The organism is Listeria farberi, assembly GCF_014229295.1.
In the GTDB taxonomy this organism is placed as follows: domain Bacteria; phylum Bacillota; class Bacilli; order Lactobacillales; family Listeriaceae; genus Listeria; species Listeria farberi.
This window is the reverse complement of the sequence record NZ_JAARZL010000003.1, coordinates 101,951-128,739: the sequence shown is the minus strand read 5'-3', so window position 1 is coordinate 128,739 and position 26,789 is coordinate 101,951. Positions and strand designations below refer to the sequence as shown.

At 37.0% G+C, this 26,789-nt stretch carries 24 protein-coding genes; 10 read left to right on the top strand and 14 right to left on the bottom strand.

Annotated elements, in window-relative coordinates; translation table 11 throughout:
- Positions 1–10: 10 nt before the first annotated feature.
- From qoxA to dnaA, 13 genes are all read right to left on the bottom strand, one after another.
- Positions 11–1,117, bottom strand: a complete 1,107-nt coding sequence (qoxA, locus tag HCB38_RS09970) for a cytochrome aa3 quinol oxidase subunit II (RefSeq protein ID WP_185619228.1) — start codon at positions 1,115–1,117, stop codon at positions 11–13.
- Between the two features lie 343 nt (positions 1,118–1,460).
- Positions 1,461–2,540: a phosphomevalonate kinase gene (locus tag HCB38_RS09965; RefSeq protein WP_185319608.1), complete on the bottom strand. Its 1,080-nt coding sequence runs from the start codon at positions 2,538–2,540 to the stop codon at positions 1,461–1,463.
- Positions 2,521–3,492 carry a diphosphomevalonate decarboxylase gene (gene mvaD / locus HCB38_RS09960; protein WP_185638407.1) on the bottom strand — a complete coding sequence of 324 codons (972 nt, stop codon included), beginning with the start codon at positions 3,490–3,492 and terminating at the stop codon, positions 2,521–2,523. Before mvaD ends, HCB38_RS09965 begins: the two co-directional genes overlap by 20 nt.
- A complete protein-coding gene (gene mvk, locus HCB38_RS09955; protein WP_185638405.1) occupies positions 3,449–4,417 on the bottom strand; it encodes a mevalonate kinase in 969 nt (322 codons plus the stop codon). The genes mvaD and mvk overlap by 44 nt, the downstream gene beginning before the upstream one ends.
- Before the next feature lie 141 nt (positions 4,418–4,558).
- Positions 4,559–5,077 (bottom strand): spermidine N1-acetyltransferase, encoded by a 519-nt coding sequence (gene speG, locus HCB38_RS09950; protein WP_185319611.1) that lies wholly within the window; start codon positions 5,075–5,077, stop codon positions 4,559–4,561.
- A gap of 15 nt (positions 5,078–5,092) precedes the next feature.
- Positions 5,093–6,607 carry a cardiolipin synthase gene (gene cls / locus HCB38_RS09945; protein ID WP_185319612.1) on the bottom strand — a complete coding sequence of 505 codons (1,515 nt, stop codon included), beginning with the start codon at positions 6,605–6,607 and terminating at the stop codon, positions 5,093–5,095.
- A gap of 133 nt (positions 6,608–6,740) precedes the next feature.
- On the bottom strand, positions 6,741–9,269 hold the full coding sequence (gene gyrA, locus HCB38_RS09940) for a DNA gyrase subunit A (protein ID WP_185638403.1): 2,529 nt from the start codon (positions 9,267–9,269) through the stop codon (positions 6,741–6,743).
- Between the two features lie 94 nt (positions 9,270–9,363).
- A complete protein-coding gene (gene gyrB / locus HCB38_RS09935) occupies positions 9,364–11,304 on the bottom strand; it encodes a DNA topoisomerase (ATP-hydrolyzing) subunit B (RefSeq protein WP_185319614.1) in 1,941 nt (646 codons plus the stop codon).
- A gap of 48 nt (positions 11,305–11,352) precedes the next feature.
- Complete coding sequence (recF, locus tag HCB38_RS09930) at positions 11,353–12,465, bottom strand: DNA replication/repair protein RecF (RefSeq protein WP_185607960.1); 1,113 nt, start codon at positions 12,463–12,465, stop codon at positions 11,353–11,355.
- A gap of 6 nt (positions 12,466–12,471) precedes the next feature.
- A complete protein-coding gene (gene yaaA / locus HCB38_RS09925) occupies positions 12,472–12,690 on the bottom strand; it encodes a S4 domain-containing protein YaaA (protein WP_185319616.1) in 219 nt (72 codons plus the stop codon).
- 179 nt (positions 12,691–12,869) lie between these two features.
- Positions 12,870–14,213, bottom strand: a complete 1,344-nt coding sequence (locus HCB38_RS09920) for an MATE family efflux transporter (RefSeq protein WP_185319617.1) — start codon at positions 14,211–14,213, stop codon at positions 12,870–12,872.
- 107 nt (positions 14,214–14,320) lie between these two features.
- Positions 14,321–15,466: a DNA polymerase III subunit beta gene (gene dnaN, locus HCB38_RS09915; RefSeq protein ID WP_185638401.1), complete on the bottom strand. Its 1,146-nt coding sequence runs from the start codon at positions 15,464–15,466 to the stop codon at positions 14,321–14,323.
- 193 nt (positions 15,467–15,659) lie between these two features.
- On the bottom strand, positions 15,660–17,015 hold the full coding sequence (gene dnaA / locus HCB38_RS09910; RefSeq protein WP_003759425.1) for a chromosomal replication initiator protein DnaA: 1,356 nt from the start codon (positions 17,013–17,015) through the stop codon (positions 15,660–15,662).
- Positions 17,016–17,519: 504 nt separating this feature from the next.
- On the opposite strand from dnaA, the gene HCB38_RS09905 reads away from it, so the two are divergent.
- The 6 genes from HCB38_RS09905 to HCB38_RS09880 all read left to right on the top strand — a co-directional run bounded on the left by HCB38_RS09905 (position 17,520) and on the right by HCB38_RS09880 (position 20,778).
- Positions 17,520–17,990, top strand: a complete 471-nt coding sequence (locus tag HCB38_RS09905; RefSeq protein WP_185319619.1) for a hypothetical protein — start codon at positions 17,520–17,522, stop codon at positions 17,988–17,990.
- A gap of 167 nt (positions 17,991–18,157) precedes the next feature.
- A complete protein-coding gene (gene rpmH / locus HCB38_RS09900) occupies positions 18,158–18,292 on the top strand; it encodes a 50S ribosomal protein L34 (protein WP_003718062.1) in 135 nt (44 codons plus the stop codon).
- An 89-nt stretch (positions 18,293–18,381) separates the two neighbouring features.
- Positions 18,382–18,741, top strand: a complete 360-nt coding sequence (rnpA, locus tag HCB38_RS09895) for a ribonuclease P protein component (protein WP_185607958.1) — start codon at positions 18,382–18,384, stop codon at positions 18,739–18,741.
- A 40-nt stretch (positions 18,742–18,781) separates the two neighbouring features.
- On the top strand, positions 18,782–19,645 hold the full coding sequence (yidC, locus tag HCB38_RS09890; RefSeq protein WP_185319621.1) for a membrane protein insertase YidC: 864 nt from the start codon (positions 18,782–18,784) through the stop codon (positions 19,643–19,645).
- Positions 19,642–20,262: an RNA-binding cell elongation regulator Jag/EloR gene (gene jag / locus HCB38_RS09885; protein ID WP_185319622.1), complete on the top strand. Its 621-nt coding sequence runs from the start codon at positions 19,642–19,644 to the stop codon at positions 20,260–20,262. Before yidC ends, jag begins: the two co-directional genes overlap by 4 nt.
- 54 nt (positions 20,263–20,316) lie before the next feature.
- Positions 20,317–20,778, top strand: a complete 462-nt coding sequence (locus tag HCB38_RS09880) for an ASCH domain-containing protein (RefSeq protein ID WP_185607957.1) — start codon at positions 20,317–20,319, stop codon at positions 20,776–20,778.
- A gap of 50 nt (positions 20,779–20,828) precedes the next feature.
- Here the strand turns inward: HCB38_RS09880 and HCB38_RS09875 are convergent, their stop codons facing one another.
- A complete protein-coding gene (locus HCB38_RS09875) occupies positions 20,829–21,809 on the bottom strand; it encodes a helix-turn-helix domain-containing protein (RefSeq protein ID WP_185638399.1) in 981 nt (326 codons plus the stop codon).
- Positions 21,810–21,931: 122 nt separating this feature from the next.
- Between HCB38_RS09875 and HCB38_RS09870 the strand changes: the two genes are divergently transcribed.
- The 4 genes from HCB38_RS09870 to rhaD are packed head-to-tail and all read left to right on the top strand — an operon-like array spanning position 21,932 to position 26,779.
- Positions 21,932–23,200, top strand: coding sequence for an MFS transporter (locus HCB38_RS09870; RefSeq protein WP_185638397.1), 1,269 nt, complete (start codon positions 21,932–21,934; stop codon positions 23,198–23,200).
- Positions 23,201–23,218: 18 nt separating this feature from the next.
- Positions 23,219–24,670 (top strand): rhamnulokinase, encoded by a 1,452-nt coding sequence (gene rhaB / locus HCB38_RS09865; RefSeq protein WP_185619216.1) that lies wholly within the window; start codon positions 23,219–23,221, stop codon positions 24,668–24,670.
- Positions 24,671–24,682: 12 nt separating this feature from the next.
- Positions 24,683–25,945 (top strand): L-rhamnose isomerase, encoded by a 1,263-nt coding sequence (gene rhaA, locus HCB38_RS09860; RefSeq protein WP_185619214.1) that lies wholly within the window; start codon positions 24,683–24,685, stop codon positions 25,943–25,945.
- 12 nt (positions 25,946–25,957) lie between these two features.
- The gene (gene rhaD, locus HCB38_RS09855; RefSeq protein WP_185319628.1) at positions 25,958–26,779 is read left to right on the top strand and encodes a rhamnulose-1-phosphate aldolase; all 822 of its coding nucleotides are present in this window, start codon (positions 25,958–25,960) and stop codon (positions 26,777–26,779) included.
- Positions 26,780–26,789 lie beyond the last annotated feature (10 nt).

The following is a 26,789-nucleotide window of genomic DNA, read 5'->3' as shown; positions in this document are numbered from 1 at the left end:
TGTCCCCCCTTTAGTTCCCTGCGTCATCCGATTCTTTTTTATTAAATTCATTTGTTTGAATATCTTCTTCCATTTTCTTCATTTCGTCTTCGCGGTGTTTGTCCTCATGGTAACCTTCGCCGTTTTTAATAATTTGTGGCTTCATATCATGTCGCTCAAATTGTGGATTAGTTACTGTAACAGGACGAACTGGAAGCATAGGTTCATCAGAAATGGTTGATTTTGTGTTTGGATTATGTGGATTTGTCATCTCATAACCAAAACGTTTGTAGGCATAGAAAACATACTCTGGATCAGCTGCTACATCAACAAATGCTAAATGCGTACCAGAATAAGTTTTTTTCTTAGAGCTTCCAGGAATTAAAAGACGATCATATATGTCTTGTGTAATAACTGGTGAGCTTGCTTTCGTTTCTTTTGCCCATTTTTTAAAATCTTTTTCAGATTGAGCTATTACATCAAAGCGTTGATCCGCAAAACCTTCACCGTTGAAGTTTGCGTTACGACCTTTATACGTACCAACTTCATCTGCTTGTAAATACAAACTCATTGTCATTCCTGACATCGCATATTTTTGTCCACCTAATTGTGGTACCCAAAAACTTGTCATCGTATCTGCAGAAGTTAATTTGAATAATACAGGACGGTCTGTTGGAATGTTTACATAGTTCACTGTTTCAATTGACTCATCTGGATAACTAAAAATCCATTTCCAGTCTGCACTTGTCGCATAAATAACAATTGGATCTTTATGCGAAGTCACTTTAGGCGCTTCTTCTCCTGCATAAATTGTTTTTACAGTTGGAATAGCTAGAGCAATAACGATAGCAACTGGAATCAATGTCCAAAAAATTTCTAGTTTTTTACTACCATGCATATCTGGCTCATAGTTTGAAATGTCTTTCCGTTCGCGGTATTTAACCAACATAATCGTAAATAATACAAAAATCGTCAAAACAATAACCAGCATAAATATAATCGAATAAATTATTAAGTCCGACTGACCTTTAGCAACTGGCCCTTTTGGATTAAGTACCGTCAAGTCACCACAACCACTTATAAGGCCGGTAACCCCAAGTAGTGCCGTAAGCAGCAAAGATTTAAGTACCTTTGACACCCGAATCCCCTCTTTTCCTTTTGATGTTTTCTAATGTGTATTTTTGCGCAAAAATACCATTACCGGAGTGCTGAAAGAAGCTTGTTAGAACTCCTATGTAATTGAAAAAATGCTTTTTCTATGTGATTCTTTTAAAAAGCTCACAAACTTTTTCTGAATTGATTAGCATTTTCAGAATCACTATGTTCATACTCTAACTCATTATATCTGATTTAATACCTTAGTTCAAAAACCTGATATATTAAATATTTCACAAACTTTTATTCTGTTCACTATTCCCTTGATTGTGAAATTTAAAACAAAAAAAGCAACAAACAATTTATCTTAGTTTGTTGCTTAAATTTTATTCAGTAATTTGTACTCTCCCCGTATGGAAAGGTAAATGCTTAATACCAAGTTTTTCCCACTCATTTACGAGTTTTTCGGCTAGTTCTTTCGTTTTCGAGAAAGCTATTCCGCAGTCGCCGCCACCAGAGCCAGATGATTTTCCTGCACCACCCATGTTTTCGGCTGAGTCCGCTAGTTCTTTTAATAAGCTGGTTTCAATATTTACGCCAGCTTTTGTTCCGAGTTCTTGGAGAATGCGACGATTTTCTTTAATAGATGAATAAAGCAATTCCTCATCTTTCGTATGGAAAGCTTGAATTATTTGCTTCATAATCTCATTATTTCTAGTTAAAAAATGTTGATAATTCTTGCTATCTTCTTGCTTAAATGCATGAATTTGCGAAACTAGTTTTCCGGTACTTACAGGTGTGCCCGTCCAACCTACAGAAAAAGTCGGTACTGGTTCTTCTAATGTTTCGATTTGAAGCATTGGCCACGGTTCTTTCATAAACCATTCGAGCGATTTATAAGCTAAACGATGCTTCACCCACTCCTGATCAAACGTGGTATAAGCAATCCAGCCACCATACATACAAGAAGCAATATCACCACAAGAACCATTACCTTGCACGACTAGATGCGAAAGGGCAGCTAGTTTGAATTTTTTAAGCATTGATATTTCTGGATAAAATTTCGTCATTAGTGCGTTGATTACAGCAACTGTTGCCGCTGCGCTTGAACCTAGTCCATATTTTGCGCCAGAATGGTCGATTAACTCTGTTTCAATAACCATTTTCACAGGAGTTAGCTCGATTCCTTCTGATTTTAGAAAAGTTGTCGCGATATTAATTGCTTCAGCTGTAAAAGTCCAATGTTCCCCATCAGGTTTAAGTTCGCCACCAACTGGCCATGAAACTGGATTTTCATAGTGTGGAATCCATAATTCATTGCGTTCACTATCTTCAAGTGTCAGCGTTATATAACGGTTAACTGCGGTTAGAATGGCTGTATGACCAGATTCTACAACCGCATATTCACCAGCAACATATAATTTTCCGGGTATTTTAACCTGTAGTTTATTTTTCATCTGATACAACACTCGCTTCCTTACCAGCGTGGCAAATTAGAACGTTTTTAGCCAAACCTGACAACTTCTCTGCTACAATATTTTCATTTGCACGCTCACAAATAACTTTAACATTTGGTCCAGCATCCATTGTAAAATAGGCCGGTATGCCATTTTCGCGTAATTCTCTAACAGCATCCATTATTTCTAGCGACAGAGGTTGAAAATAAGTGAAAGGAGGCTCTGCACCAAGCGTTGTCGCATGCATTTTCATTCCATTTCGTTCTGTAATTTCACCAACTTTGATGAAATCTTCATCCAAAATAGCTTGTTTCATTTCTTCCAAGTCTGTTTCAGCAGCAGAAACCCATTTTTCGAAAAACGGGGATGTTTCAACAGTTAGGCGCATTCCATCCCGACTGGAAACTTTCTTTTCTTTGTCAGAAACAACTGCGACTACAAGCGACATTTTGTCACATAGTTTATTCGTAAATGGAACGGCAAAAGAATCACTACCGTCAGCAAGCTCTCCTTTTTCCCAAATAACAAAATCGCCGAATAGGGAACGAGAAGCAGAACCAGAACCGAAACGAGCCAGCCTGGAAATATATTCTTTTGAGTCTTTCCTACCAGCTGCACTAGATCCTGCAAGCGCAAGAGCTGCAAACGCAGAAGCTGATGAAGCAAGTCCTGCCGCGGTGGGGACGTGATTTTCGGAAGTGATTTTTGCTTTTGCTGAAATACCGAATTCTTCACGCATTTTATCTATAAAACGAGCTACTTTTGTATCCGTTTTTTGTTCATTATTTAAAATAAATGTATCTTGGGCTAAGTTTTCATCCCATTCTACCGTTGTTTTTGTATAAAATTTATCTACCGTGAAGGATAAACTACTGTTTGCAGGTAGAATCAAGTGTTCATCGCGTTTTCCCCAGTATTTAATTAGCGCCACATTCGTGTGTGCGATGGCTGTCGCTCTCATAGCTACCTTCTCCAATCGTAAAAATCCATTCTTGTGCAGCTCCAGCATTATGAAGCGCCTTCGTTATTTGTTCAGCGATTTCTTGATTTTTTGCTACAGCGATAATACATCCGCCTCTACCGCCACCTGTAAGTTTCGCCCCGTCTGCACCACTACTTCTAGCTACTTTAATTAATTTCTCTAAACTGCTATCACTCACTGTCAAAGTTTCCAAATAAGATTGAGCTTTATTCATTGCAGCACCTATTTTCATAGTATCTGCATCGCCTTCTAAATGAGTCTTTATTTCCCGGGAAATATCGCCAAGTTGGTGAATTATTTTCCCAATCTGCGCTTGATTTTCTTTATATAAAATTTGAACATCCTTTACCGCATCTCTAGTTTCACTTGGAACTCCAGTATCTGCTACTACGAATGTTATTTTTTGGGGAAAGTGCATAATTTCTAGTTTTCGATCTCGCTCATACCAGACGGGCTTTTCACTCACGACTGTAATCGCATCAACTCCACTAGCATTTCCATGGGCAATTTTTTCTGCTGCATTTACAATAGCTAATAATTTTTTCGGGTCTAATTCTTGCTTAAAATATTTATATAACCCGCGAGCAATACTCGTTGCTACAGCGGCACTTGAACCTAAACCTCGGCCAATTGGAACGCCTGAAGTTACATGAATAGATACACATTCACCTGTACCAATTTCGTTTAAAACATCTACTACTAATGCTTTGATTCCTGCTAAGAAATCAGGCATATTGTCTAAATCACCTGTAAAAAATGCCGAAGAAAATTTGGTTTTTGTAGAAGTTTCTACATTTGTCGTTACTATTGCTTGTGTAAATGGGACTGAAATCGCCGGTTCTCCGTATACAACTGCATGTTCTCCGCATAATATCATTTTAGCTGTCCCAATGCCTGTAGCCAATGCACGCCAATCCTTTCTCCATCAAAATAATACAAACTTTAATACTTCATGATACCATAATTTTTTCACTAAAACCTTATTATAGAACTTTTTTTGACCCAAAACAATGACTGGCGCAACTTTTCCCACGCCAATCACCTTTTAAATATCCATTTCTTGATATTGATGTTGGAAAATACACATCCGAATTGCATCGTGGTATGTTCCATCAACAAAAAATTCATCAATTAGCTCGCCTTCACGAATAAAACCAACTTTTTCATAGACATGAATTGCTTTTTCGTTTACTTTATCGACGACTAAATATAGTTTATGCAGATTTAGTACGTGAAAAGCGTATTTCATCGCGAGTTTTGTGGCAGAAACAGCGTAACCATGTCCCTGAAACTTAGGATCAATAATAATTTGAAATTCCGCTCTTCGGTGAATATAATCAATTTCCATTATCTCAACTAATCCAACCATTTGACCATCTAATTCTAAAATAAAACGGCGCTCTGATTGGTCGTGAATGTGCTTATCATATAGCTCCTGAAGCTCCACGAACGCCTCATATGGCTCTTCAAACCAATAAGACATTATTTTCGCGTCATTATTTAACCGGTGAACAAATTTTAAATCTTCTCGTTCAAGCGGTCTAAGTTTTAAATCTCCACTCATTTTTCCACTCCTAAATTATAAAATTGGTGATAGTAAACTGGATAGAACTTCTTTTATACGAGTCAATAAAGGTTTGTTTTCCATATCTTTCATCGTAAACAGTCGGCTATCTTCAAAATCTTTTTTGAAGTCACGTTTTAAATGATGCATAGCCTCACTTTCATCATATAAGAATACCATTAATTCATGATTCAACCTAAAACTACGCACGTCAAAATTGGCAGTCCCAATAGCTGCACGTGTCCCATCCACTAACATAGCCTTCGCATGAACAAAAGAATCATCAGCATAAGCATACATTTTCGCGCCTGCTTCAATCATTGTTTTTACATAAGCATTACTTCCGTGAAATGAAATCCCGCGATCTCCTTTACCAGGAATAATTACTCGCACATCAACGCCACTCATCGCAACCCGGCGAATAACCGCAAGCGACTCCTCATCTGGAACAAAATAGGGTGATACAATCCAAACTGATTCTTTAGCGGAATCAATCAAATCAAGCATCGAATCACGAACCCATTTTTCTTTATCATATGGTCCACCATAGATAACTTGAGCCCATTCATCACCCCTATCATCAGGGGAAAAGTACTGTTTTAAACCAGTTTCGCTAATAAACTCATCAGCAGCACCAGCCTTATTTTCCATGTAAATCCAATCATTTAGAAAAGATTCTTGTAGTTCGATAACAGCTTGTCCTGTTATTTTAATATGTGTATCACGCCACACACGAAAATCGGGCGTATTAGAACGATATTCTTCCCCAATATTTAGCCCGCCTGTAAAACCAATTTGGCCATCAATCACTACAATTTTACGGTGATTTCTTAAGTTGACAGTTCTTACAATCCACGGTGAAGCAATTGGATCAAACGCGTGAATACTAACTCCAGCTTCTTTTAGAGGAGCTAGAAATGCTTTATGAAGTTTACTTGAACCTAGTCCATCAAACATAAATCTAACTTCCACACCAGATTTCGCCTTTTCCACCAAAATATCACGAATCTCGGTAGAAATCGCATCTGTTTTAAAAATGTAATATTGAATATGGATGTGGTTTTCTGCTTTTCTCAGCGCGTCTAAGAGCACTGGAAAAGTTTCTTCACCATTTGTTAGTATTTCAATTTTATTTCCTTTAATTGGCTCTATGGATGTTAAATGCGCAATTCTTTTAGATAGCTGTGGTAACTTTTCATTGGTGTTATTTGGAATTGCATGAATCGCATTAATTAGTTTAGCTTTTTCCATTACTTGAGCTGTGCTGAATTTTCTCGTTGCTGGATTTCTACCAAACACAAGGTAACTAATAGTTCCGAGTACAGGTAAAAAGAAAATAACCGCAATCCAGGCGACTTTTGAGCTAGTATTCCGTTGATCAAACAGTAGTAGTCGAATTGCAATAATAACCCCGCATAATTGGATAATCCCGCTTGTTGCTATAAATAATATAGCTGCTTGATTGATTAAAACATATTCCACTAAAAATAAAACTACTGCTATAAACAGAAATTGAAACAGTTTGCGCATTTTTTTCAACTCTTCCCTTTTTTAGACGTATTAAGGATATTATACATAAAATATAATCAAAAAGCGCTTTTTGCATTAAAAAAAGCTGGAAAATCGTTCTAATTCGTAAATTAGAGTCATTTCCAGCTTCGTTTTATTCTTCTATATCGCTTCCAGGGGTATCTTCAAAACTTTCATCAGGAACTTGTGTGATTAATGTTTCGTCAATTTCTTCCTCAAGCTCTACTTCATCTTCTTCTTTTGGCACTTTTGCAACAGTGGCTACTTTTTCATCCTCATCAAGACGAATGAGTTTAACACCCATTGCACTACGACCAGTTTGAGAAACAGTATCGATTTCAAAACGAATTAATACACCACTCACGGTCATTAGCATTAAGTCCTCTTCACCAGTAACAGTTTTCATTGCTACTAAATTACCATTTTTCTCTGTAATTGTAACAGTTTTAACACCCATACCACCACGATTACGAAGTGGATATTGGGAAGCTGGGGTTTGTTTACCATATCCTTTTTCTGTTACAACGAGTACTTTTTCATTATCTTCAAGTACTTCCATACCAATAACTTCATCATCTTCACGAAGTCTAATACCACGGACACCGGCAGCTGTACGGCCCATTACGCGAATATTTTCTTCTGGGAAGTAGATAGATTGTCCATGTTTCGTTGCGATAATCATGTTTTTAGTACCATCTGTCATTTGAACGGAAATTAGTTCATCGTTTTCGCGAAGTTCTACAGCACGAAGACCACTTTGACGGATTTTCGCAAATTGAGAAAGGGTTGTACGCTTCACAACACCATGTTTAGTAGTGAAGAATAGGTAGCTGTCATCAGTGAATTCGGATAGATTTATCACCGCATTCACTTGTTCTTGGCTTTCGATTCCAAGTAAGTTGATGATTGGGATACCTTTCGCGGTACGACCGTATTCAGGCACTTCATAACCTTTTGAACGATAAACTTTACCCGTATTAGTGAAAAATAGTAATGTATCATGCGTGCTCGTTGCGACAAGGTGTTCTACGAAGTCATCTTCATGTGTAGACATTCCTTGAATACCACGACCACCACGACGTTGACTACGATACGTCGACAGTGGCAAACGTTTAATATAGCCACGTTTAGTTAGCGTAATCGCCACTTCTTCTTCAGGGATTAAGTCTTCATCTTCAAGGCTCACTAAATCACCAGCCAAGATTTCTGTACGACGTTTATCCGCATATTTAACTTTGATTTCTTCTAATTCTTCACGAATAATTTCAAGAATACGTTCATCATCAGCTAAAATAGCTTTTAAATCGTTAATTAATGCCACTAAGTTTTGATATTCTTCTTCAATTTTTTCACGTTCTAAACCTGTTAAACGTTGCAAACGCATGTCTAAAATGGCTTGCGCTTGTTTATCAGAAAGGTTGAACTGTGTCATCAAGCCCTCTTTAGCAACATCGGAAGTTTTTGATCCACGAATTAATTTAATAATCGCGTCAATGTTATCAAGTGCAATTCGTAAACCTTCTAAAATATGAGCGCGTGCTTCTGCTTTACGAAGCTCAAATTCCGTACGGCGTCGAATAACTACTTTTTGATGTTCTAAATAATGATAAAGTATTTCTTTTAAATTAAGTACTTTTGGATGGTTATCGACCAGTGCGAGCATATTAATACCAAAAGTAGTTTGAAGTGCTGTCATTTTGAATAAATTATTCACGATAACACTTGCACTAATATCACGACGAACTTCAATAACAATCCGCATTCCTGAACGGTCAGACTCATCATTTAGGGAAGTGATACCATCGATTTTTTTCTCACGAGCTAATTCAGCAATACGCTCAACTAGGCGCGCTTTATTCACTTGGTAAGGAATTTCGGTAATTACGATGGTTTCTTTACCATTTTTCTTTTCTTCAATATCGACACGACCACGAACAGTAATCGAACCACGGCCACTTTCATAAGCGCGACGGATTCCACTGCGTCCCATGATCATCCCAGCAGTTGGGAAGTCAGGGCCTGGGATATATTCCATTAAATCACGAATAGTAATTTCTGGATCATGACTAAGCGCTAAAACGCCGTCAATTACTTCACCCAGATGATGAGTAGGAATATTCGTAGCCATACCAACCGCAATACCTGACGAACCATTGACAAGTAAGTTAGGAAAACGCGCCGGTAAAATAACTGGCTCACGTTCAGAACCATCATAGTTATCAGCGTAATCAATGGTGTCTTTGTTAATATCACGAAGTAGTTCCATCGAAATTTTTGACATACGAGCTTCTGTATAACGCATTGCTGCTGCCATATCACCATCGACCGAACCAAAGTTACCATGTCCATCAACTAGCATATTACGGTAACTAAAATCTTGCGCCATCCGAACCATTGTAAAATAAACCGCTGTATCGCCGTGGGGGTGATACTTACCAATAACTTCCCCAACAATACGCGCTGATTTCTTGTACGCTTTATCAGAAGTCATACCTAAGTCATTCATCGCATATAGAATACGACGGTGAACTGGTTTTAATCCGTCACGAACATCTGGTAGGGCGCGGGCAACAATTACACTCATCGCATAGTCTAAGAATGATGTCCGCATTTCTTTATTTAAGTTTATCTCTGTTATTCGTTGATTTGGTGTTTCTGCCATTGTTAGAGAAACCTCCCTTTCAAAAGTAAGGCTGAATCTAGTTCATACCTTTTAAAAACAATTAATAGCCCAAATATTACCCGGGAAATATTTATTAAACATCCAAGTTTTTAACGTATTGCGCGTTGTCTTCAATGAATTTACGACGAGGTTCCACGCGGTCACCCATCAACATTTCAAAAGTTTCATCGGCATCAATAGCGTCTTTGATATTCACTTGAAGTAGTGTACGGTGTTCTGGATTCATGGTTGTATCCCAAAGTTGTTCTGGGTTCATTTCTCCAAGACCTTTATATCGTTGAATGCTGTATTTAGTGTCTCCATCAAGGCTTGCTAGATAATCTTCTAATTGTCCGTCACTATATACGTACTCGATTTGTTTACCATGCTTAATTTGATAAAGCGGTGGTTGTGCAATATAAATATAACCTGCATCAAGCAGAGGACGCATATAACGATAAAATAGCGTAAGAAGTAATGTACGAATATGTGCACCATCAACGTCGGCATCAGTCATAATAATTAATTTGTGGTATCGAGATTTAGAAACATCAAAATCTCCTCCAAAACCGGTACCCATCGCTGTAAAAATAGTTCGAATTTCTTCGTTAGCTAAAATACGGTCTAAACGAGCTTTTTCCACGTTCAAAATTTTACCACGAATTGGCAAAATCGCTTGGAATAAACGGTCACGACCTTGTTTAGCTGAACCACCAGCTGAGTCACCCTCAACAATGTAAAGTTCACTAATTTCAGGGTTCCGTGAAGAACAGTCAGCTAATTTACCAGGTAAACTAGAAATTTCTAAACCACTGCTTTTACGAGCAACTTCACGGGCGCGCTTAGCAGCCAGACGTGCACGAGAAGCCACAACGCCCTTCTCAACGATTTTTTTAGCTACGTCTGGGTTTTCCATCATAAATTTATTTAAAGCCTCAGAAAACAGCTTATCCGTGATAGAACGAGCTTCTGAATTTCCAAGTTTTGTTTTTGTTTGTCCTTCAAACTGTGGATCCGGATGTTTGATGGAAATAATCGCTGTTAAGCCTTCACGTACATCTTCACCAGAAAGGTTGTCATCACTATCTTTAAATACTTTATTACGGCGCGCATAGTCATTAATAACACGTGTTAATGCTGTTTTAAATCCAGATTCATGAGTTCCGCCTTCATACGTGTGGATATTGTTCGCAAATGAAATAATATTGCTTGAGAATCCAGTATTATATTGCATGGAAATCTCAACCATAATGTCATCACGTTCACCTTCCAAATATATTGGTGGCTCATGAATAACATCTTTTGCTTTATTTAAATGCTCCACATAAGAACGAATTCCGCCTTCATAGTGGAAATCTTTACGAACTTTGTGCTCTTCACGTTTATCTTCAATCGAAATTGTTAAACCACGATTCAAGAAAGCAAGTTCGCGTGTACGAGTACGAAGCGTATCAAAATCAAATTCTGTTGTTTCAGTGAAAATTTGCGGATCTGGCGTAAAGTGAACAATAGTTCCACGGTAATCTGTTTCACCTTGTACTTCCATATCCATCACTACATCACCGCGTTCAAAACGTTGGTAATATTTTTGACCTTCACGGTGAACGTATACCTCAAGAGAAGTTGACAGAGCGTTAACTACCGATGCACCAACTCCGTGAAGTCCACCAGATACTTTATATCCGCCGCCGCCAAATTTACCACCAGCATGAAGAACCGTAAAGATTACTTCTACTGTTGGGCGACCAATTTTTTCGTTAATCCCAGTTGGAATTCCGCGTCCATTATCGCGAACAGTAATGCTATTATCAGCTTCAATTGTAATTTCAATTTCTGTACAGAAACCAGCAAGAGCCTCGTCAATTGCATTATCAACAATTTCCCATACAAGGTGATGGAGCCCACGTTGGCTAGTTGAACCAATATACATACCAGGTCTTTTTCTTACAGCTTCTAGACCTTCTAGTACTTGTATTTGATCTTCGTTATAATCTGAAGCATTTTCATGTACATTTGTGATATTTTCTTCTGACATTAATTATTCCACCGCACTTTCTTATTCATCAAATTATATTAACCTAAATTAGGATTTTTTTACTGTACCTTTTTCTACATAAAATGTCGTTGCTTGTTTGAGCGTATTATGATCGATTCCGCTCGTACTTGTGGTTGTTACAAAGGTTTGTACTTTCCCTTCAATAGCCCCGAGCAAATGCGATTGACGGTAATCATCCAGTTCACTAAGTACATCGTCAAGAAGCAGAACCGGATATTCCCCAGTTTCTTCATGAATTAGGTCAATTTCTGCTAATTTTACAGAAAGCGCTGTTGTCCGTTGCTGGCCTTGCGAACCAAAATCTTGTACATTTTGCCCATTAATATAAAACAGAGAATCATCCCGATGTGGCCCGATAAGTGTGACACCACGGTCGATTTCTCTTTGTTTGATTGATTCCATTTTTTGAAGTAAATCCGCTTTCCATGTGTCAGGGTTCTCTCCATTTAACACAACAGAAGCTTTATATTCGATTTTAAGCGTTTCTAATCCTCGTGAAATTTGGTGATGAATCGGCGCTGCATATGCCTCTAATTTTTGAATAAAATCAGCTCGTCTTTTCGTCAAGTTAATAGCGACATCTGCAAATTGCTCTGTTAAAATATCCAGCAACATTGGATCAACTTTGCGTTTCATTTGTAACATCTTCAAATATTGATTTCGTTGCTGTAAGATCCGCTGATACTCACTCAAATTATGCAAATAAATCGGCTGCATCTGGCCAATTTCCATATTTAAAAATCGGCGCCTAACTCCTGGAGCACCTTTCACAAGCGATAAATCTTCTGGGGCAAAAATAACCACGTTTAAATTACCAACATATTGACTTAGTTTCTTTTGTTCCAGATGGTTGACCTTAGCTCGCTTGCCTTTTTGAGTGATAGCAAGCTCTAAAGGCACTGTTTGCCCGCGCTTTACTATTCGCCCTTCCATTTTGGCTTCTTCTTTTTCCCACATAATAAAATCTTTATCATTGGTTGTCCGATGTGATTTTGCAAGAGCAAGCATTAATACAGCTTCCAAAAGGTTGGTTTTACCTTGTGCATTCTCTCCAAGGAAAACATTCACAGACGGGGAAAATTCTAGTTCTAAGTTTTCATAATTACGGAAATTTCTTAAAACAATGCTTTCTAAATGCATCTGCTATTATCCTTGCTCAATTTTTACTTTTCCAACACCAGGAACTAAGATTATATCACCATTACGAAGCTTTTTCCCCCGGCGATTATCTTCTTCTCCGTTGATGTAAATCGTATTTTCACTAAGGTACGCTTTTGCCATTCCTCCAGTTGAAACTACATCAATCATTTGTAAAAGTTGACCAAGCGTTACGAACTCACTATTTATCTTTACTGTTTCAGCCAAAAATTTCACGCCCAATCTTTTTTTATCACTACCTTCTATTTTACTAAAGTTTTGCCAATAATACAAAGAATATTTTCATATATTCGTTTTTCAGCTTTTTTTAGTAAAACTAATGGGGGGATATTATTTATTCAAAAAAAGAAAATATGAGCTTCTGTGGCGTTTTTTATTTTAAATTGCTATTTTCGTCGGATAACTGCTTTTTTTTGCCAGGCTCCTGATTTATATCGCCATACTCCGAGCATCGTCGCAGTAATCCAAGCCACTGGGGTCGCCCACCAAAGCCCAACATAACCAATATAAAGGGATAAAATAAATCCGATAGCAAGCCTAGAAACTAACTCAAAAATCCCCATTGCTAAAGGTACCATAGCATCTCCAGTGCCACGCAGCGTTTCTCTTACAACAAATAAAATCCCTACAACGACGTAAAATAGCGACACTATAAGTAAGTAACTCACACCAATATTAATAACTTCTGTTTCACTTGAATCTACAAATAATAATAAAAACTGACGCGCAAAAAGTTGAACTAAAATTGTAATTCCAATACTGATAGCTGTAACTACTTTAATTCCTGACCAAAAGCCTTCGCGCACACGATCAATTTTTCCAGCTCCAATATTCTGACCAGCAAACATGGAGGAAGCCGCTCCGAAAGCGATTCCTGGTTGATATGTAAGTGAATCAATTCGACTCGCCGCCGTGTAAGCCGCCACAACCGATGAACCAAAACCATTAATTAAACTTTGAAGGGCCATATTTCCGATAGAAATAAAGGATCCTTGTAACCCAGAAGGAAGACCAATTCGCACCATTTCTTTAAGTAGTGGGGTGGACAACTTGAATTTTGCACGCTCTATTCGCATGAATGGAACATGACGATAAGCATAGTAAATAACTGCGATTGCTGCTGCGGTTTGAGAAAGCACCGTCGCAATAGCAGCACCACGCACACCCATATCCATATAAACAACAAATAAAAAATCTAATGCAATATTCATTAAAGACGATAAAATTAAAAAAATCAGTGGTGTAATCGAATTTCCTAGTGCTCGAAGTATCGCCGCCATCCCATTATACAAACTCATCGGTAAAATCCCAATAAATAGGGTGGTTAAAAAAATAGTAGAATCATCTAAAATATTAGCTGGTGTTCTAAGTAAAATTAGTAGTGGCTTTGCAAGTAAAACTCCTGCAACGGTTAAAATAATCGCTGAAAAAACCACTGCATAAGTCGCCGTAGCAATAACATCTTTCAAACGATCATAATCTTTAAATCCAAAATACTGCGCAACTACAACGGAAATCCCGCTCATAAGTCCAATAATCAAAGAAATCATAAAAAAATTGACCGAATTTGTCGCACCAACAGCAGCCAGCGCATCCACACTAACAAATTTTCCAACAATAACTGCATCAATCATCGTATAAAATTGTTGAAATAAGTTTCCAATCAACATTGGCATTGCGAATAAAAAAATTAATTTTGTCGGATTACCTGTTGTCATATCTTTCATCATGCTAAGAATTACCTCCATTTGCATAAATATACATTTCTATCCAAAAACTGTACTATAACAAAAAAGAATCCGCCTTGAAACCAAGACGGATGTGCTTTTTTGCGAGATTAGTAAGTCCTAACCGGCGTGATTAATTGTAAAATTTCATTTGGATTGGCTGCATCTTTTGGTCGAAGTACAAAAGGTCTCATTGTACCAGAGAAGGAAATTTGAATATCATCACCTTCGAAAGCACGAAGGGCATCCATCATGTATTTACCGTTAAAAGATATTTTAATTTCTTCGCCAGTAAAGCTTTGGCTGAAGACATTTTCAGAAACATTCCCAACTTCCGGAGAATTGGAGGATACTTCTACTTGACCATTTTCGAGTGTCATTAATTTAATAACGTTATTACGATTTTCGCGAGCAAGTAGGGAAGCACGATCAATCGCTTGTAAAAATGCTTTGGAATTAATGACAAGTTCTGATTTAGTATCAGTTGGAATTAAGCGTGATGTATCTGGGTAACTACCTTCAAGTAAACGAGAGTAGAATAATAAATCTTTTAATTTAAAAAGAATTTGGTTGTTTGCAAGGGTCATTTCAATGGATTCACTTGCATCGTCTAAAATTTTATTTAGTTCAGCTAAGCTTTTTCCTGGAATAACAATGTTGTATTCTTCATCAATGTTTGTTTCAAGTGGAATTTCACGTAATGCTAAACGATGACTATCGGTTGCAACTGCGCTAAGTTTGTTATCTTTAATAATCCAGTTTACCCCAGTAAGTACTGGGCGAACTTCGATAGCAGAAACAGCAAAAACAGTTTGTCTAATAATGTTTTTAAGGACATTAATAGGAATTTTAATATTTTTACCATCTGTAACTTCTGGTAATTTTGGGTATTCCATTGGATCTAAGCCGTTTAACGTAAAGGATGCTTGGCCAGAACTAATATTCGTTTGATAATTTGTTGTAACTTCAATTTCTACATTTTCTTCAGGTAAACGACGCACGATATCTCCGAAGTACTTGGATTGAAGAACAATACCACCAAAACTTTCGACTTCTACAATTACTTCATCATTTTCAATTAATGGAATAAATGCTTCGATAGAAATATCAGAATCACTACCAGTAAGGGTTACACCTTCATCATTTACGACTATTTTTATCCCCGTTAGAATTGGAATCGTTGTTCTTGCAGAGATGGCACGAGTAACTTCATTGACTGCTTGGACAAGACGATTACGCTCAATAACAAATTTCATGAGTATCCCCCATTTTTTTATATTTTGTAAAATCTCAAAAACCTTTAATTAATTAATAAAAAATCGTAGTAATAGTAATAGGCGCTGTGGATTTGTGGATAAGTAGGTTGTAAGCCATGCGACATAGAGTTTTCCACATGTTGATAACTTGTGGGTAAGTATGTTCCAGTTATCCACATTATACACAGATCTATTAAAACATATTTTGTGACTTTCTTAAATTTTTTTCAATTTCAGCAAGGTCGTTTTTCAACACTTGATCGGTTTTTAGTAGCTGCGATATTTTTTCGTGTGCATGGATGACGGTTGTGTGATCGCGTCCACCAAATTCATCACCGATTTTTGGTAATGAGGCATCTGTAAGCTCTCTTGAAAGATACATAGCGATTTGGCGGGGAAAAGCAATACTTTTCGTCCGTTTTTTTGCTTTAAAATCTTCCAAGCGAACATGGAAATATTCGCCGACTGTTTCTTGAATCCCACTAATCGTAATGACTTGTGATTTTGAAGAGGGGATAATATCTTTTAGAGCTTCAGCCGCAAGTCCAGCTGTTATATCTTTATTAACGAGGGAAGAATAAGCAACTACTCGAATGAGTGCGCCTTCTAACTCGCGAATATTCGAATCAATTTGGTTTGCAATGTAAAGCATGACTTCATTTGGAATATCAAGTCCGTCTGCTTTTGCTTTTTTACGTAAAATGGCGATCCGTGTCTCTAAGTCTGGTGGCGTAATATCAGTAATTAAGCCCCATTCAAAGCGGGATCTAAGCCGATCTTCCAGTGTAGGAATTTCTTTTGGTGGTCTGTCACTAGAAATAATAATTTGTTTTTGTTCGTCATAAAGCGTATTAAATGTATGGAAAAATTCCTCTTGCGTTCCTTCTTTACCAGCTAAAAATTGAATATCATCAATAAGTAAGACGTCGACATTCCGGTATTTTGTACGGAATTCTTCGGTTTTATTATCTCGGATGGAGCTAATAAACTCATTAGTGAATTTTTCGCTGGAAAGATACATTACTTTGGCATTATCTTTATGTTGTTGAACGTAATGACCAACTGCATGCATTAAATGTGTTTTACCGAGGCCAACTCCGCCGTAAATGAAAAGCGGGTTATATGCTTTTGCTGGTGCTTCGGCTACTGCAAGTGATGCTGCATGAGCAAATCTGTTCCCTGAACCAATGACAAATGTATCAAAAACATATCTTGGATTAAGCATATGCTTTCCAATTTCAATGCCATCTTCATCTAATGCTGGATTTGGCTTGATAACAGTGTATTCAAAGTTTTCTTCCTGCTCGCCATCAATAAAGCGGACATCAAATAAGCGACCAGTTATTTCTTGTAAAATGTTAGCGATAAATTGAGTGTAGCTCTTCTCTAACCAATCGCGAACAAAATTATTAGGCGCTGAAATAATAAACGTGTTACCTTCAAGTGAATGAGCGGTTGTTGATTTCATCCATGTGTCATAACTAGGTTTACTCATATTTTTTTTAACGATTTGCAGTGTTTCCTGCCAGATGTCTTCAATTGATTGCACTAGTAACCCCCCTTTTTTATGTAAAGTAAATGGATGATCTAAAGTTATCCACAGATAGAAAAAGCCATGGATAAGGTTATCCAAACACTGTTAAAAAATTATCCACAAAGTGAAATTGTTTTGTGGATAACTTTATTTTTCCCCAGCTATATTTCTATTCGACAGGAATTATAATATCAGAAAATCACTCTGATAGCAAGGACTTACAAAATCTATCCACAAAACTGTCCAGATGTGAAAAACGGTTGTCCACAGCTAGTTAACTTGTGTATAACTTGTGTGTAAAGAAATCTGTAACGAAATTGTTAGAATTAATTATCCACAAGTCAATGTGTGTAAGTAACCACTAATTGTGTATAAGTTTGAACTTAATTAAAAGGTTATCCACAATAAAAAGCTTATATTAACTACTTATCCACATTTTCTGGGAAAGGAATTCATTGTGCCAATGTGTTAAACTATTTAGCAGAATACGAAAAAAGACAAAAGATGAGGTTGTGAAAAATGATATTTCAACGGCTTTTGAAAACAAGAGATACAGAGTTTTATCGAGTTATACAAAACGGGAATATTGATGATGTGTTTGGTTATTTACTTATTCACGACAAACGGGAACCAGCAGAAATTGATGATTTTACAGTATTTGCTAAAAGTAATATAAATAAAGAAGCTTTTTCAGTAAATATAAAAAAAAATCATGTGTACACGATGTTTTTTCATTTTACCGATTTAGAAGAAGAGCAGGAAATTCCAAAGTTTACCAAAGTAATTCGTTTTATTGAAGGACTTCTATCTTTTCAGCCTGAAACGAGTCATTACGTTGATAACTATTTAATAAAGGAGAAACTAGTTTTTGAATATCCGGCTGAATTTGAGAAAATTGGTGAATTCGCACGATATTTAGTAGAGGTTTCTGGACGTAAAATAATTATTCCAGATACTACTAGAGAAAAATATATCTATTTGACTCAATAAATTTTGAAAAATGGTTTTTCTCTCTATAAAAATATGATATGATAGTGAACGGAGTCTAAATAGAAATTCGTCTAAATAGTATTGACAAAAATGACCAGTTCACGTACAATATCTAAGACTGTCTAATAGATAAATTCGATTGGACCCTTTCATGGGAGGTGTAATTAATGAAAAGAACATATCAACCAAGTAAACGTAAAAGAAAAAAAGTACATGGTTTCCGTACGCGTATGAGTACTAAAAACGGACGTAGAGTTTTAGCAAGTCGTCGTCGTAAAGGAAGAAAAGTTTTATCTGCGTAGACCACTGAAAACGACTCAGTGGTTTTTTTTTTGAAAAATCACTGAGTCAAACGGCCTTATACTAAGATATGTAAGAAGATGGAGAATGTATGAAAAAAAAATATAGAATTAAAAAAAATGACGATTTCCAAAAAGTATTCCGAAGAGGAAAATCTTTTGCTAACCGTCAATTTGTTGTATATACTTTAAGGCAAGAAGGATCAAATCATTTTCGAATTGGTTTATCGGTTAGTAAAAAAATTGGAAACGCTGTCTGTCGGAATAGAATTAAACGATACATAAGACAATCATTCCATGAACTAGAAAGCCAAATCAATCCTGAAAATGAATATATTATCATCGCCAGAAAACCGGCGGCCAATATGGATTTTCATGAAGTGAAGAAAAGTTTGATTCATGTTTTAAAAGTAGGGCGTGTTTTAAAGCAAAAACCAAACAATTCAAAATGAGTGGAAATTTGAAAAAGGCGAAATTGGAGGTTACATCAATTTGAAGAAGAAAAAGCGATTCAAACAGAAGTTGCTCATCGCAAGTCTTGTAATCGGATTAATGGCTGTGCTTTCGGGTTGTGGCTATTCAACTGATCCAATTACATCAGAATCAACTGGATTTTGGAGTCACTACATTGTATTTCCATTGTCCTGGACTATTACTTGGTTTTCCGATTTATTCGGTGGAAGTTATGCAGTCGGAATTATCGTTGTTACAATTTTAATCCGTCTACTTATCATGCCTTTAATGATCAAACAGCTGAAAAGCCAAAAGGCCATGACAAACTTACAACCGAAAATCAAAGAACTACAAGAAAAATACTCGTCTAAAGATAATGAAACAAAACAAAAACTACAACAAGAAACAATGCGTCTATATCAAGAAAATAGCGTAAATCCAATGATGGGTTGTTTACCATTATTAATCCAAATGCCTATTCTACTAGGATTTTACCAAGCGATTAGTAGAACAGCAGAAATCAAAACAGATTCATTCTTATGGATGCAACTGGGAAATCCAGATCCATATTACATCTTACCGGTTGTTGCGGCATTAACAACATTCTTATCATCAAAAATTTCTATGATGGGGCAAACACAGCAAAATAAATCAATGGCGATGATTGTTTATATCATGCCAGTAATGATTCTATTTATGGGTATTACTTTACCTTCTGCACTTGCTCTATACTGGATTATCGGTAACATTTTCACCGTATTCCAAACACTTTTAATAAATAATCCTTTTAAAAACAAACGTGAACAGGAGGCGCTGGCGGCTGCTCAACTTGAAGAAGAACGCTTGAAGAAAAAAGCAGCTAACATGAAAGCTTCCAAAAAAGGAGGTAAGAAAAGAAAGTGAGAGATATAACTGCGCAAGGCTCAAATGTGGAAGAAGCAATCGAAAATGCATTAGCCACTTTAGAAACAACACGCGACAAGGTCGAAGTTGAAGTTTTAGATGAAGGTAAAAAAGGTATTTTCGGAATTGGTTCAAGACTAGCTATGGTAAAAGTAATTGAAAAAGAAGATGGTATCCAAGTAGCGATTGATTATCTTTTAGATGTTGCTACCAAGATGGGTGCAGTAATCACGATTGATGTTGAAGAAGTTGGTAAAGATGTGAAGTTGCAAATTAAAGGTGATAGCCTAGGTATGTTAATCGGCAAACATGGTCAAACCCTTAATGCTCTTCAATACTTAACACAATTAATTGCGAATAAAACAACGAGCCAATACAAAAACATTATTGTTAATGTAGGGGATTATCGTGAAAGACGTCATGAAACGTTAGTAATTTTAGCAAATAAAATGGCAGATAAAGCGCTTAAAACGAAACGTGCAGTTCATTTAGAACCAATGCCTTCATTTGAAAGAAAAATTATTCATGCTATTTTAAGCGAGAATGAACAAATTGAAACGCATTCTGAAGGACGCGACCCTTATCGCTATATTGTGATTAAGCCAGTTCGAAAATAAATTATTAGACTGAGGTTTTAACGAACCTCAGTCTTTTTTTAGGAGGAGAATCAAGTGGTAGTTTATAAAGATTCGGTTCATGAAATGTGGCAAAAATATCGAACTGAGCATCCGATGATTTCCAATAAGTTTGAGGCATGGGCTTTTGGTAACTCAGCTCAGATGGCGAATGAGCTTGGTGGGCTTGTTATTGACGGAATAAAAACCGGCACGAGTAGCTTGTTCTATTGGTATGATCAAGGCGGGGAAACAATGCCATCTGTTGGTTCACATGTAGTGCTTTTAGATGGTAATGAAGAAGCGATGGGAATTATCAAGTTAATAGGTGTAACGATTATGCCTTTTAATGAAGTGCCGGAAACGTTTGCTTACTTAGAAGGAGAGGGAGACCGGACGCTGGAATATTGGCGTAAAGTACATACTTCCTTTTTTACTAATGAATGTCTGGAGCTTGGAATTCCTTTTGAAGAAGATGCTCTGGTTGTTTGTGAAGAGTTTGAGGTTGTTTATAAGTAGAATGTTTCACGTGAAACAATAGAAAGAGTACTGCGACTCATGCAGTACTCTTATTTTTTATTGCGCACTTCATTGGGTAAGAGATTAAATGTTTTTTTGTATAAGGAGTAAAAGTAAGTCTTATTACTAAAGCCAACTTTTTCAATAATCAACTCGATTGGAGTGGAAGTGGTTTCGATTAAAAGATTTGCTGCGAGCATTTTTTGTTTATTGACTAGTTCTGTAAAAGTAAAATTGGTATTTTTTTTAATAAAGTTACTGAGATAATTTTTATTGTAACCTAATGTATCGGCGGCACTTGTTAATGTGATTGTCCGATAGTTGGATTCTATCAGCTTGATAACTTCGAGCATGGTGGAAGTAGTGCTTGATTGTGTGTTAGTAAGATCATCAGCTAAATATGTATCGCATTTACGTACCAGTTCAGTGAATAGAATTGGTAAATAAAGAGTGATAATTCGTGATGAAAATTCTTCTTCTAGAAAATATTCTGTGATAATTTGGTTTAAAATTTGTTGGATATGCGGAATTTGCGCACTTTGAAAAATAATATATTTCTTTAAAGATTGCTCGCTTACGCTGGAATGAAGAAGAAAGTCGAATAGAAGGCTATTTTTTTTCTTAATACTAGTTAGCCATTCTAGGCTGATTTGTTGGTCACGAAAAAGGATGTTGATGAGAATGTCATTTTCGCCTGTTGCTTTGATGGAATGATGGCAGCCGCTATCTAAAAGTAAAAGTTCTCCTTCATGTAAAGTTTCTTTATTTCCTTCAATGATCTGTTCAGAGCTTCCTGAATACATATAATTTAGTTCAAGAAATTGATGTGTATGGTACGGATAGTCTGCAAATCGGTTGTGTTTGCTTATATAAATGTCTTTATTTTTGAAGAAATAATCGTTTAATAACTCCATGCTGCCGTTCTCTTTTAAAAAGGAGCCATTGGGTAAATCGGGGACAAAAGTACCAGTGCTTTTTTGAATTTTTTCTTTTGAATTTAGACGGAACAATTTTTTATTAAGCGCTTCCATTTCACAATCTCCTTCTGTAAATTTGATACTTTAATTATAAACACAGGATATTGTAAAGCGCAATCATTAATTGTTTAATATAAAGTAAGCGCTTAACTAAAATGAGTAGGAGGGTTAAAAGAATGGCTGGATCGAGTACAAATAAAAAAGGAACGATAGCAGTATCTTTGACGAACTATTTAGATTCTGGATGTATTGTAGCGGGAGCAAGTGGACTAACTTTATGGGCAACACAATTCGGACTTAACAGTTTTGCAGTGGGATTACTTGGGGCGGTGAGTGCAAATGCGTTTGGTTCTGCAATTGGCGCGCTTATTGGTGGTCATTTAGCAGATAAATATGGACGGAAATTTATTTATACGTATAACATGTTAGTGTATATGCTTGGGGTTACAATCATTATGTTTGCAATGAACTTCCCAATGTTATTAATTGGATTTTTAGTTACAGGCCTTTCAGTTGGGGCTGGGGTGCCGGCTTCGTGGACATATATTTCTGAAATGGCGGATCCTAGTATAAGAGCTAGAAATATTGGTATATCTCAATTTGCTTGGTCATGTGGACCAGCAATTATCTTTACTTTAGGAATTATTGTATCTCCACTTGGACTTTTAGGTAACCGCTTACTTTTCTTATCTTTATTGATTGTAGCGTTTGTTGCTTGGCAGTTGCAGCGCAAACTAGAGGAGTCGAAGGACTGGGAAGCGGAGCAAGTGAAATTGAAAGAAAGTGGTAATCGTTTGGAACATCCTTTTAAAACAGCATTTTCTAGTATAGTAAATGTAAAATCAGTACTTTTCTTAGTGGGTGTGTACTTGTTTTGGAATTTAGTAGCGGGTGCAATGGGATTCTTTATGCCGTTTGTATATGAAACGGTCGGTGGTCTTTCTAATACACAAGCGAATTTATTGCAAGCTGTATTATGGATACTCACAGCAGCTTCTACATACTTTGGCTTTGCTAAATTTGGTGATCGAGTAAGTCATCGTGGGTTGTTTTTTGTAGGGGCTTTAATGGCAGTTGCTTCTTGGGTTGTACTTACTTTTGTTGGAATGTCTTGGGTTGGTTTATGGACATTTGTTATTTTATGGGGTATTTCAGCAGGGATTGGTGCACAAGCTTTTTACGCACTTTGGTCAACAGAACTTTTTCCAACAAAATATCGTGGTGGGGTTCAAGGCGTGATGTTTTTCTTAGTTCGTGGTAGTACAGGTGTCTGGTCGATTGTGTTCCCAGTAATCTTGGCAAATCTTGGCTTTACTGTGGCGGGGACAATTATGATTGGTTTACTTACAGTGTCGCTTTTAATCGGTGTAATCTGGGCGCCGAAAACACGTGGCAGATCACTTGATGATATTACGAAGGAACGTTACGGAAATACAATTGATTAAAGAAAAGGAGCTAGACCAGTGAAACATTATGTTGCAGTAGATATTGGTGCATCAAGTGGTCGATTAATTCTAGGGAAACTGGTGAATGAAAAATTACAATTAGAAGAAATTCACCGTTTTAAAAATGGCTTTACGTACCGAGATGGGCATGAACGCTGGGAAATTGATCAATTGATACAGGAAATTTTTATTGGCTTGGAAAAAGTTAAGCAACTGGGAATTTCGGAATGTGTGCTTGGTATTGACACGTGGGGCGTTGACTATGTTTTGATAGGGGATTCTGGAGAAAAGTTGGCAGACCCAATTAGTTACCGCGATAAACGAACGTTAAATGCGGTGCAGAACTTAACGAGTGAGTATCCACGAGAATATATTTATAAAAAAACAGGTATTCAGTTTATGGAATTAAATACTCTATATCAGCTGTATGTGGAAGAGCGAGATTTGCTAGAACGAGCGGAGAAAATTTTGTTGATTCCTGATTATATTGGTTATGTGCTCACGGGGGTTAAGGTGGCAGAAACAACAAATTCATCGACTACCCAAATGCTTAACTTGCGAGAACAATTATTTGATAAGGATTTACTTTCGCATTTGAACATTGATGTGGAAAAATTTGCGCCACTGACGGATGCAGGGACATATTTAGGTGAAGTAAAAGAAGATTGGCTCAAGATGTACGATATCCCTAATTGTGATGTAGTAACAGTGGCAACACATGATACAGCTTCGGCAGTGGTGGGAACTCCGGCAGAAGGAGAAAATTGGGCATTCTTGAGTAGTGGAACATGGTCGCTAATAGGGATGGAACTAAATGCGCCAATTAATAACGAAGCAGCTTTTAAAGAAAATTACACGAACGAATGGGGCGCATATGGAACTTATCGCTTTTTAAAAAACATTATGGGACTTTGGATTGTGCAAGAAATTGCGCGCATGGACGACTATCAGCATAGTTTTGCTGAGATGGCTGAGGAAGCGAGTAATTATCCTTATTTCAAGCAAATTATTAATGTCAATGATGCGAGATTTAATAATCCGGAAAACATGGTGGATGAGATTAAATTGTATTGTCAAGAAACTGGACAAACTGTACCAGAGACGATTGGTGAGCTGACAAATTGTGTGTATGGAAGCCTAGCGCTTTATTATGCGCTAGAATTAGAAAAAATGGCTGAAATTACTGGTAAGAAAATTGAAAAACTTTATATTGTCGGTGGTGGAAGTAATGTGGCTATGCTAAATCAATTAACAGCTAAACTTGCAGGGATAGAAGTGTTTGCGGGGCCTTCAGAAGCAACAGCAATTGGAAATTTAGTTGTACAAATGATTAATCAGGGTGAAATCAAATCTATGCGTGCGGGAAGAAAAATTATTCGAAATTCATTTGAAATTGGCGAATTTTCTTGTGGCGATGTGAGGTTTGAGGAAATAAAAGAAAGATTTACTAAGGTACTTGAATTTAATTAGGAGGCTTTTAGAATGGGACAAGAAACAGAAGTTAGTAAACGATATCAAGTGGCGAAAGAACGTTATCAAGCAATTGGCGTTGATACGGAAAAAGCCTTGGAAACACTTAAAGACATTAAAATTTCGATGCATTGTTGGCAAGGTGATGATGTTAAAGGTTTCTTAAATCCGGACGGTGAACTTACTGGTGGAATCATGGCGACCGGGAATTATCCGGGTGCTGCTCATACTCCTAAACAATTACGCCAAGATTTGGAAAAAGCTTATTCACTTATTCCTGGAAAACATAAACTTAATTTGCACGCGATTTATGTAGATACAGATGAAAAAGTAGATTTAAATGAAATTGAACCTAAGCATTTTACTCCATGGGTAGAATGGGCGAAAGAGCAAGGTTTGGGTCTGGATTTCAATCCAACTTTCTTTTCACATCCAATGTTTAAAGATAATTACACATTAGCTTCACCCGATAAAGAAGTGCGTGATTTTTGGATAGAGCACGGGAAACGTTCACGGAAAATTTCCGAGTATTTTGGAAAAGAACTTGGCCAAACAAGTATTAATAATTTCTGGGTGCCTGATGGTATAAAAGATTGTCCGATTGATCGCTACACCCCGAGAAAACGTTTGATGGAGGCTTTAGATGAAGTTTTTGCAGAAAAACTAGATGAAAAATATACACAAGAAGCTGTAGAAAGTAAATTGTTTGGTTTGGGTGCAGAGGCTTATACAGTTGGTTCGCATGAATTTTATATGGGTTATGGAATTACGCGAGATAAACTGATTTGCTTAGATGCGGGACATTTCCATCCAACAGAAGTTATTTCTAATAAATTGTCTTCTTTGGCGCTTTTCAGTAAAGGTGTAATGTTGCATGTGAGCCGTCCGGTCCGCTGGGATAGTGACCATGTGGTGATTATGGATGATGAATTAATTGAAATTGGTCGGGAATTGGTGCGCAATGATTTACTTGGAATTACAAATATTGGTCTTGATTTCTTTGACGCAACAATCAACCGGATTGCTGCATGGGTTGTTGGGACTAGAAATACCCAAAAATCATTGCTTAAAGCTCTTTTAGAACCTACAGCCGATTTGAAAGAAATGGAACTGGAAAATGATTTTACATCTCGTATGGCAATTACCGAAGAATTAAAAGACTTTCCATTTGGCGATGTATGGAACTACTTCTGTGAAATTAATGGTGTCCCAGTTGGCCTTGACTGGTTAAAAGAAGTAAAAGCTTATGAAGAAGATGTATTACTAAAAAGATAGGAGATAGTGACGATGACAAAGGATATACTTGATGCTGTTTTTATTAAGGAAATGGCAAAAACTACTTCAAATTTATATCGGTTAGGCTGGGACGAAAGAAACGGTGGCAATATCACTTATTTGCTTGATGAAAAAGAAGTTGCAGAATACTTAGATGTAAAGCAAATTATCCGCACAATTCCAATGGACTTTGATGGTGAAAAGCTCGCTGGTAAATTTTTCTTAGTAACTGGTTCGGGCAAATATTTTAAAAATGTTGAAGAAGCTCCAGCTGTGAATTTAGGTGTAATTCAAGTAAGTGAAGATGGAAAAGCAGTTCATTTGCTGTGGGGCTACACAGACGGTGGACTACCAACGAGTGAACTTCCAGCGCATTTTATGAGTCATATTGCAAGACTTTCTGTTGATCCGGAAAACCGTGTTATTATGCATTGTCACGCTACGCATTTGCTCGCGATGACATTTACACACGAGCTAACGGAACGAGCATTTACAAGAACTTTGTGGCAAATGTGTACGGAATGTTTAGTCGTTTTTCCAGAAGGTGTTGGGATTATTCCTTGGCTGGTTCCTGGTACGAATGAAATTGGAGAAGCTACATCTGAAAAAATGAAGGAAAATCGTTTAATTGTTTGGCCACATCACGGGATTTATGGTGCGGGGCAATCAATGGATGAAACATTTGGATTAATTGAAACCGCCGAGAAAGCAGCAGAAGTTTATACTATTGTGATGTCACAAGGCGGTATTAAACAAGCGATTACAGATGAACAATTGAAAGCACTAGGTGAAAGATTTGGCGTTGAAGCAAAAGCCGGTTATTTAAATAATTAGGAGGTAAGAA

Bases quoted from the DNA above. Each gene is read 5' to 3' on its own strand.
- mvaD (WP_185638407.1), bottom strand. From the start codon at position 3,492: ATGAGAGCGACAGCCATCGCACACACGAATGTGGCGCTAATTAAATAC.
- speG (WP_185319611.1), bottom strand. From the start codon at position 5,077: ATGAGTGGAGATTTAAAACTTAGACCGCTTGAACGAGAAGATTTAAAA.
- cls (WP_185319612.1), bottom strand. From the start codon at position 6,607: ATGCGCAAACTGTTTCAATTTCTGTTTATAGCAGTAGTTTTATTTTTA.
- gyrA (WP_185638403.1), bottom strand. From the start codon at position 9,269: ATGGCAGAAACACCAAATCAACGAATAACAGAGATAAACTTAAATAAA.
- gyrB (WP_185319614.1), bottom strand. From the start codon at position 11,304: ATGTCAGAAGAAAATATCACAAATGTACATGAAAATGCTTCAGATTAT.
- recF (WP_185607960.1), bottom strand. From the start codon at position 12,465: ATGCATTTAGAAAGCATTGTTTTAAGAAATTTCCGTAATTATGAAAAC.
- HCB38_RS09920 (WP_185319617.1), bottom strand. From the start codon at position 14,213: ATGATGAAAGATATGACAACAGGTAATCCGACAAAATTAATTTTTTTA.
- dnaN (WP_185638401.1), bottom strand. From the start codon at position 15,466: ATGAAATTTGTTATTGAGCGTAATCGTCTTGTCCAAGCAGTCAATGAA.
- HCB38_RS09905 (WP_185319619.1), top strand. From the start codon at position 17,520: ATGATATTTCAACGGCTTTTGAAAACAAGAGATACAGAGTTTTATCGA.
- rpmH (WP_003718062.1), top strand. From the start codon at position 18,158: ATGAAAAGAACATATCAACCAAGTAAACGTAAAAGAAAAAAAGTACAT.
- rnpA (WP_185607958.1), top strand. From the start codon at position 18,382: ATGAAAAAAAAATATAGAATTAAAAAAAATGACGATTTCCAAAAAGTA.
- HCB38_RS09875 (WP_185638399.1), bottom strand. From the start codon at position 21,809: ATGGAAGCGCTTAATAAAAAATTGTTCCGTCTAAATTCAAAAGAAAAA.
- HCB38_RS09870 (WP_185638397.1), top strand. From the start codon at position 21,932: ATGGCTGGATCGAGTACAAATAAAAAAGGAACGATAGCAGTATCTTTG.
- rhaA (WP_185619214.1), top strand. From the start codon at position 24,683: ATGGGACAAGAAACAGAAGTTAGTAAACGATATCAAGTGGCGAAAGAA.
- rhaD (WP_185319628.1), top strand. From the start codon at position 25,958: ATGACAAAGGATATACTTGATGCTGTTTTTATTAAGGAAATGGCAAAA.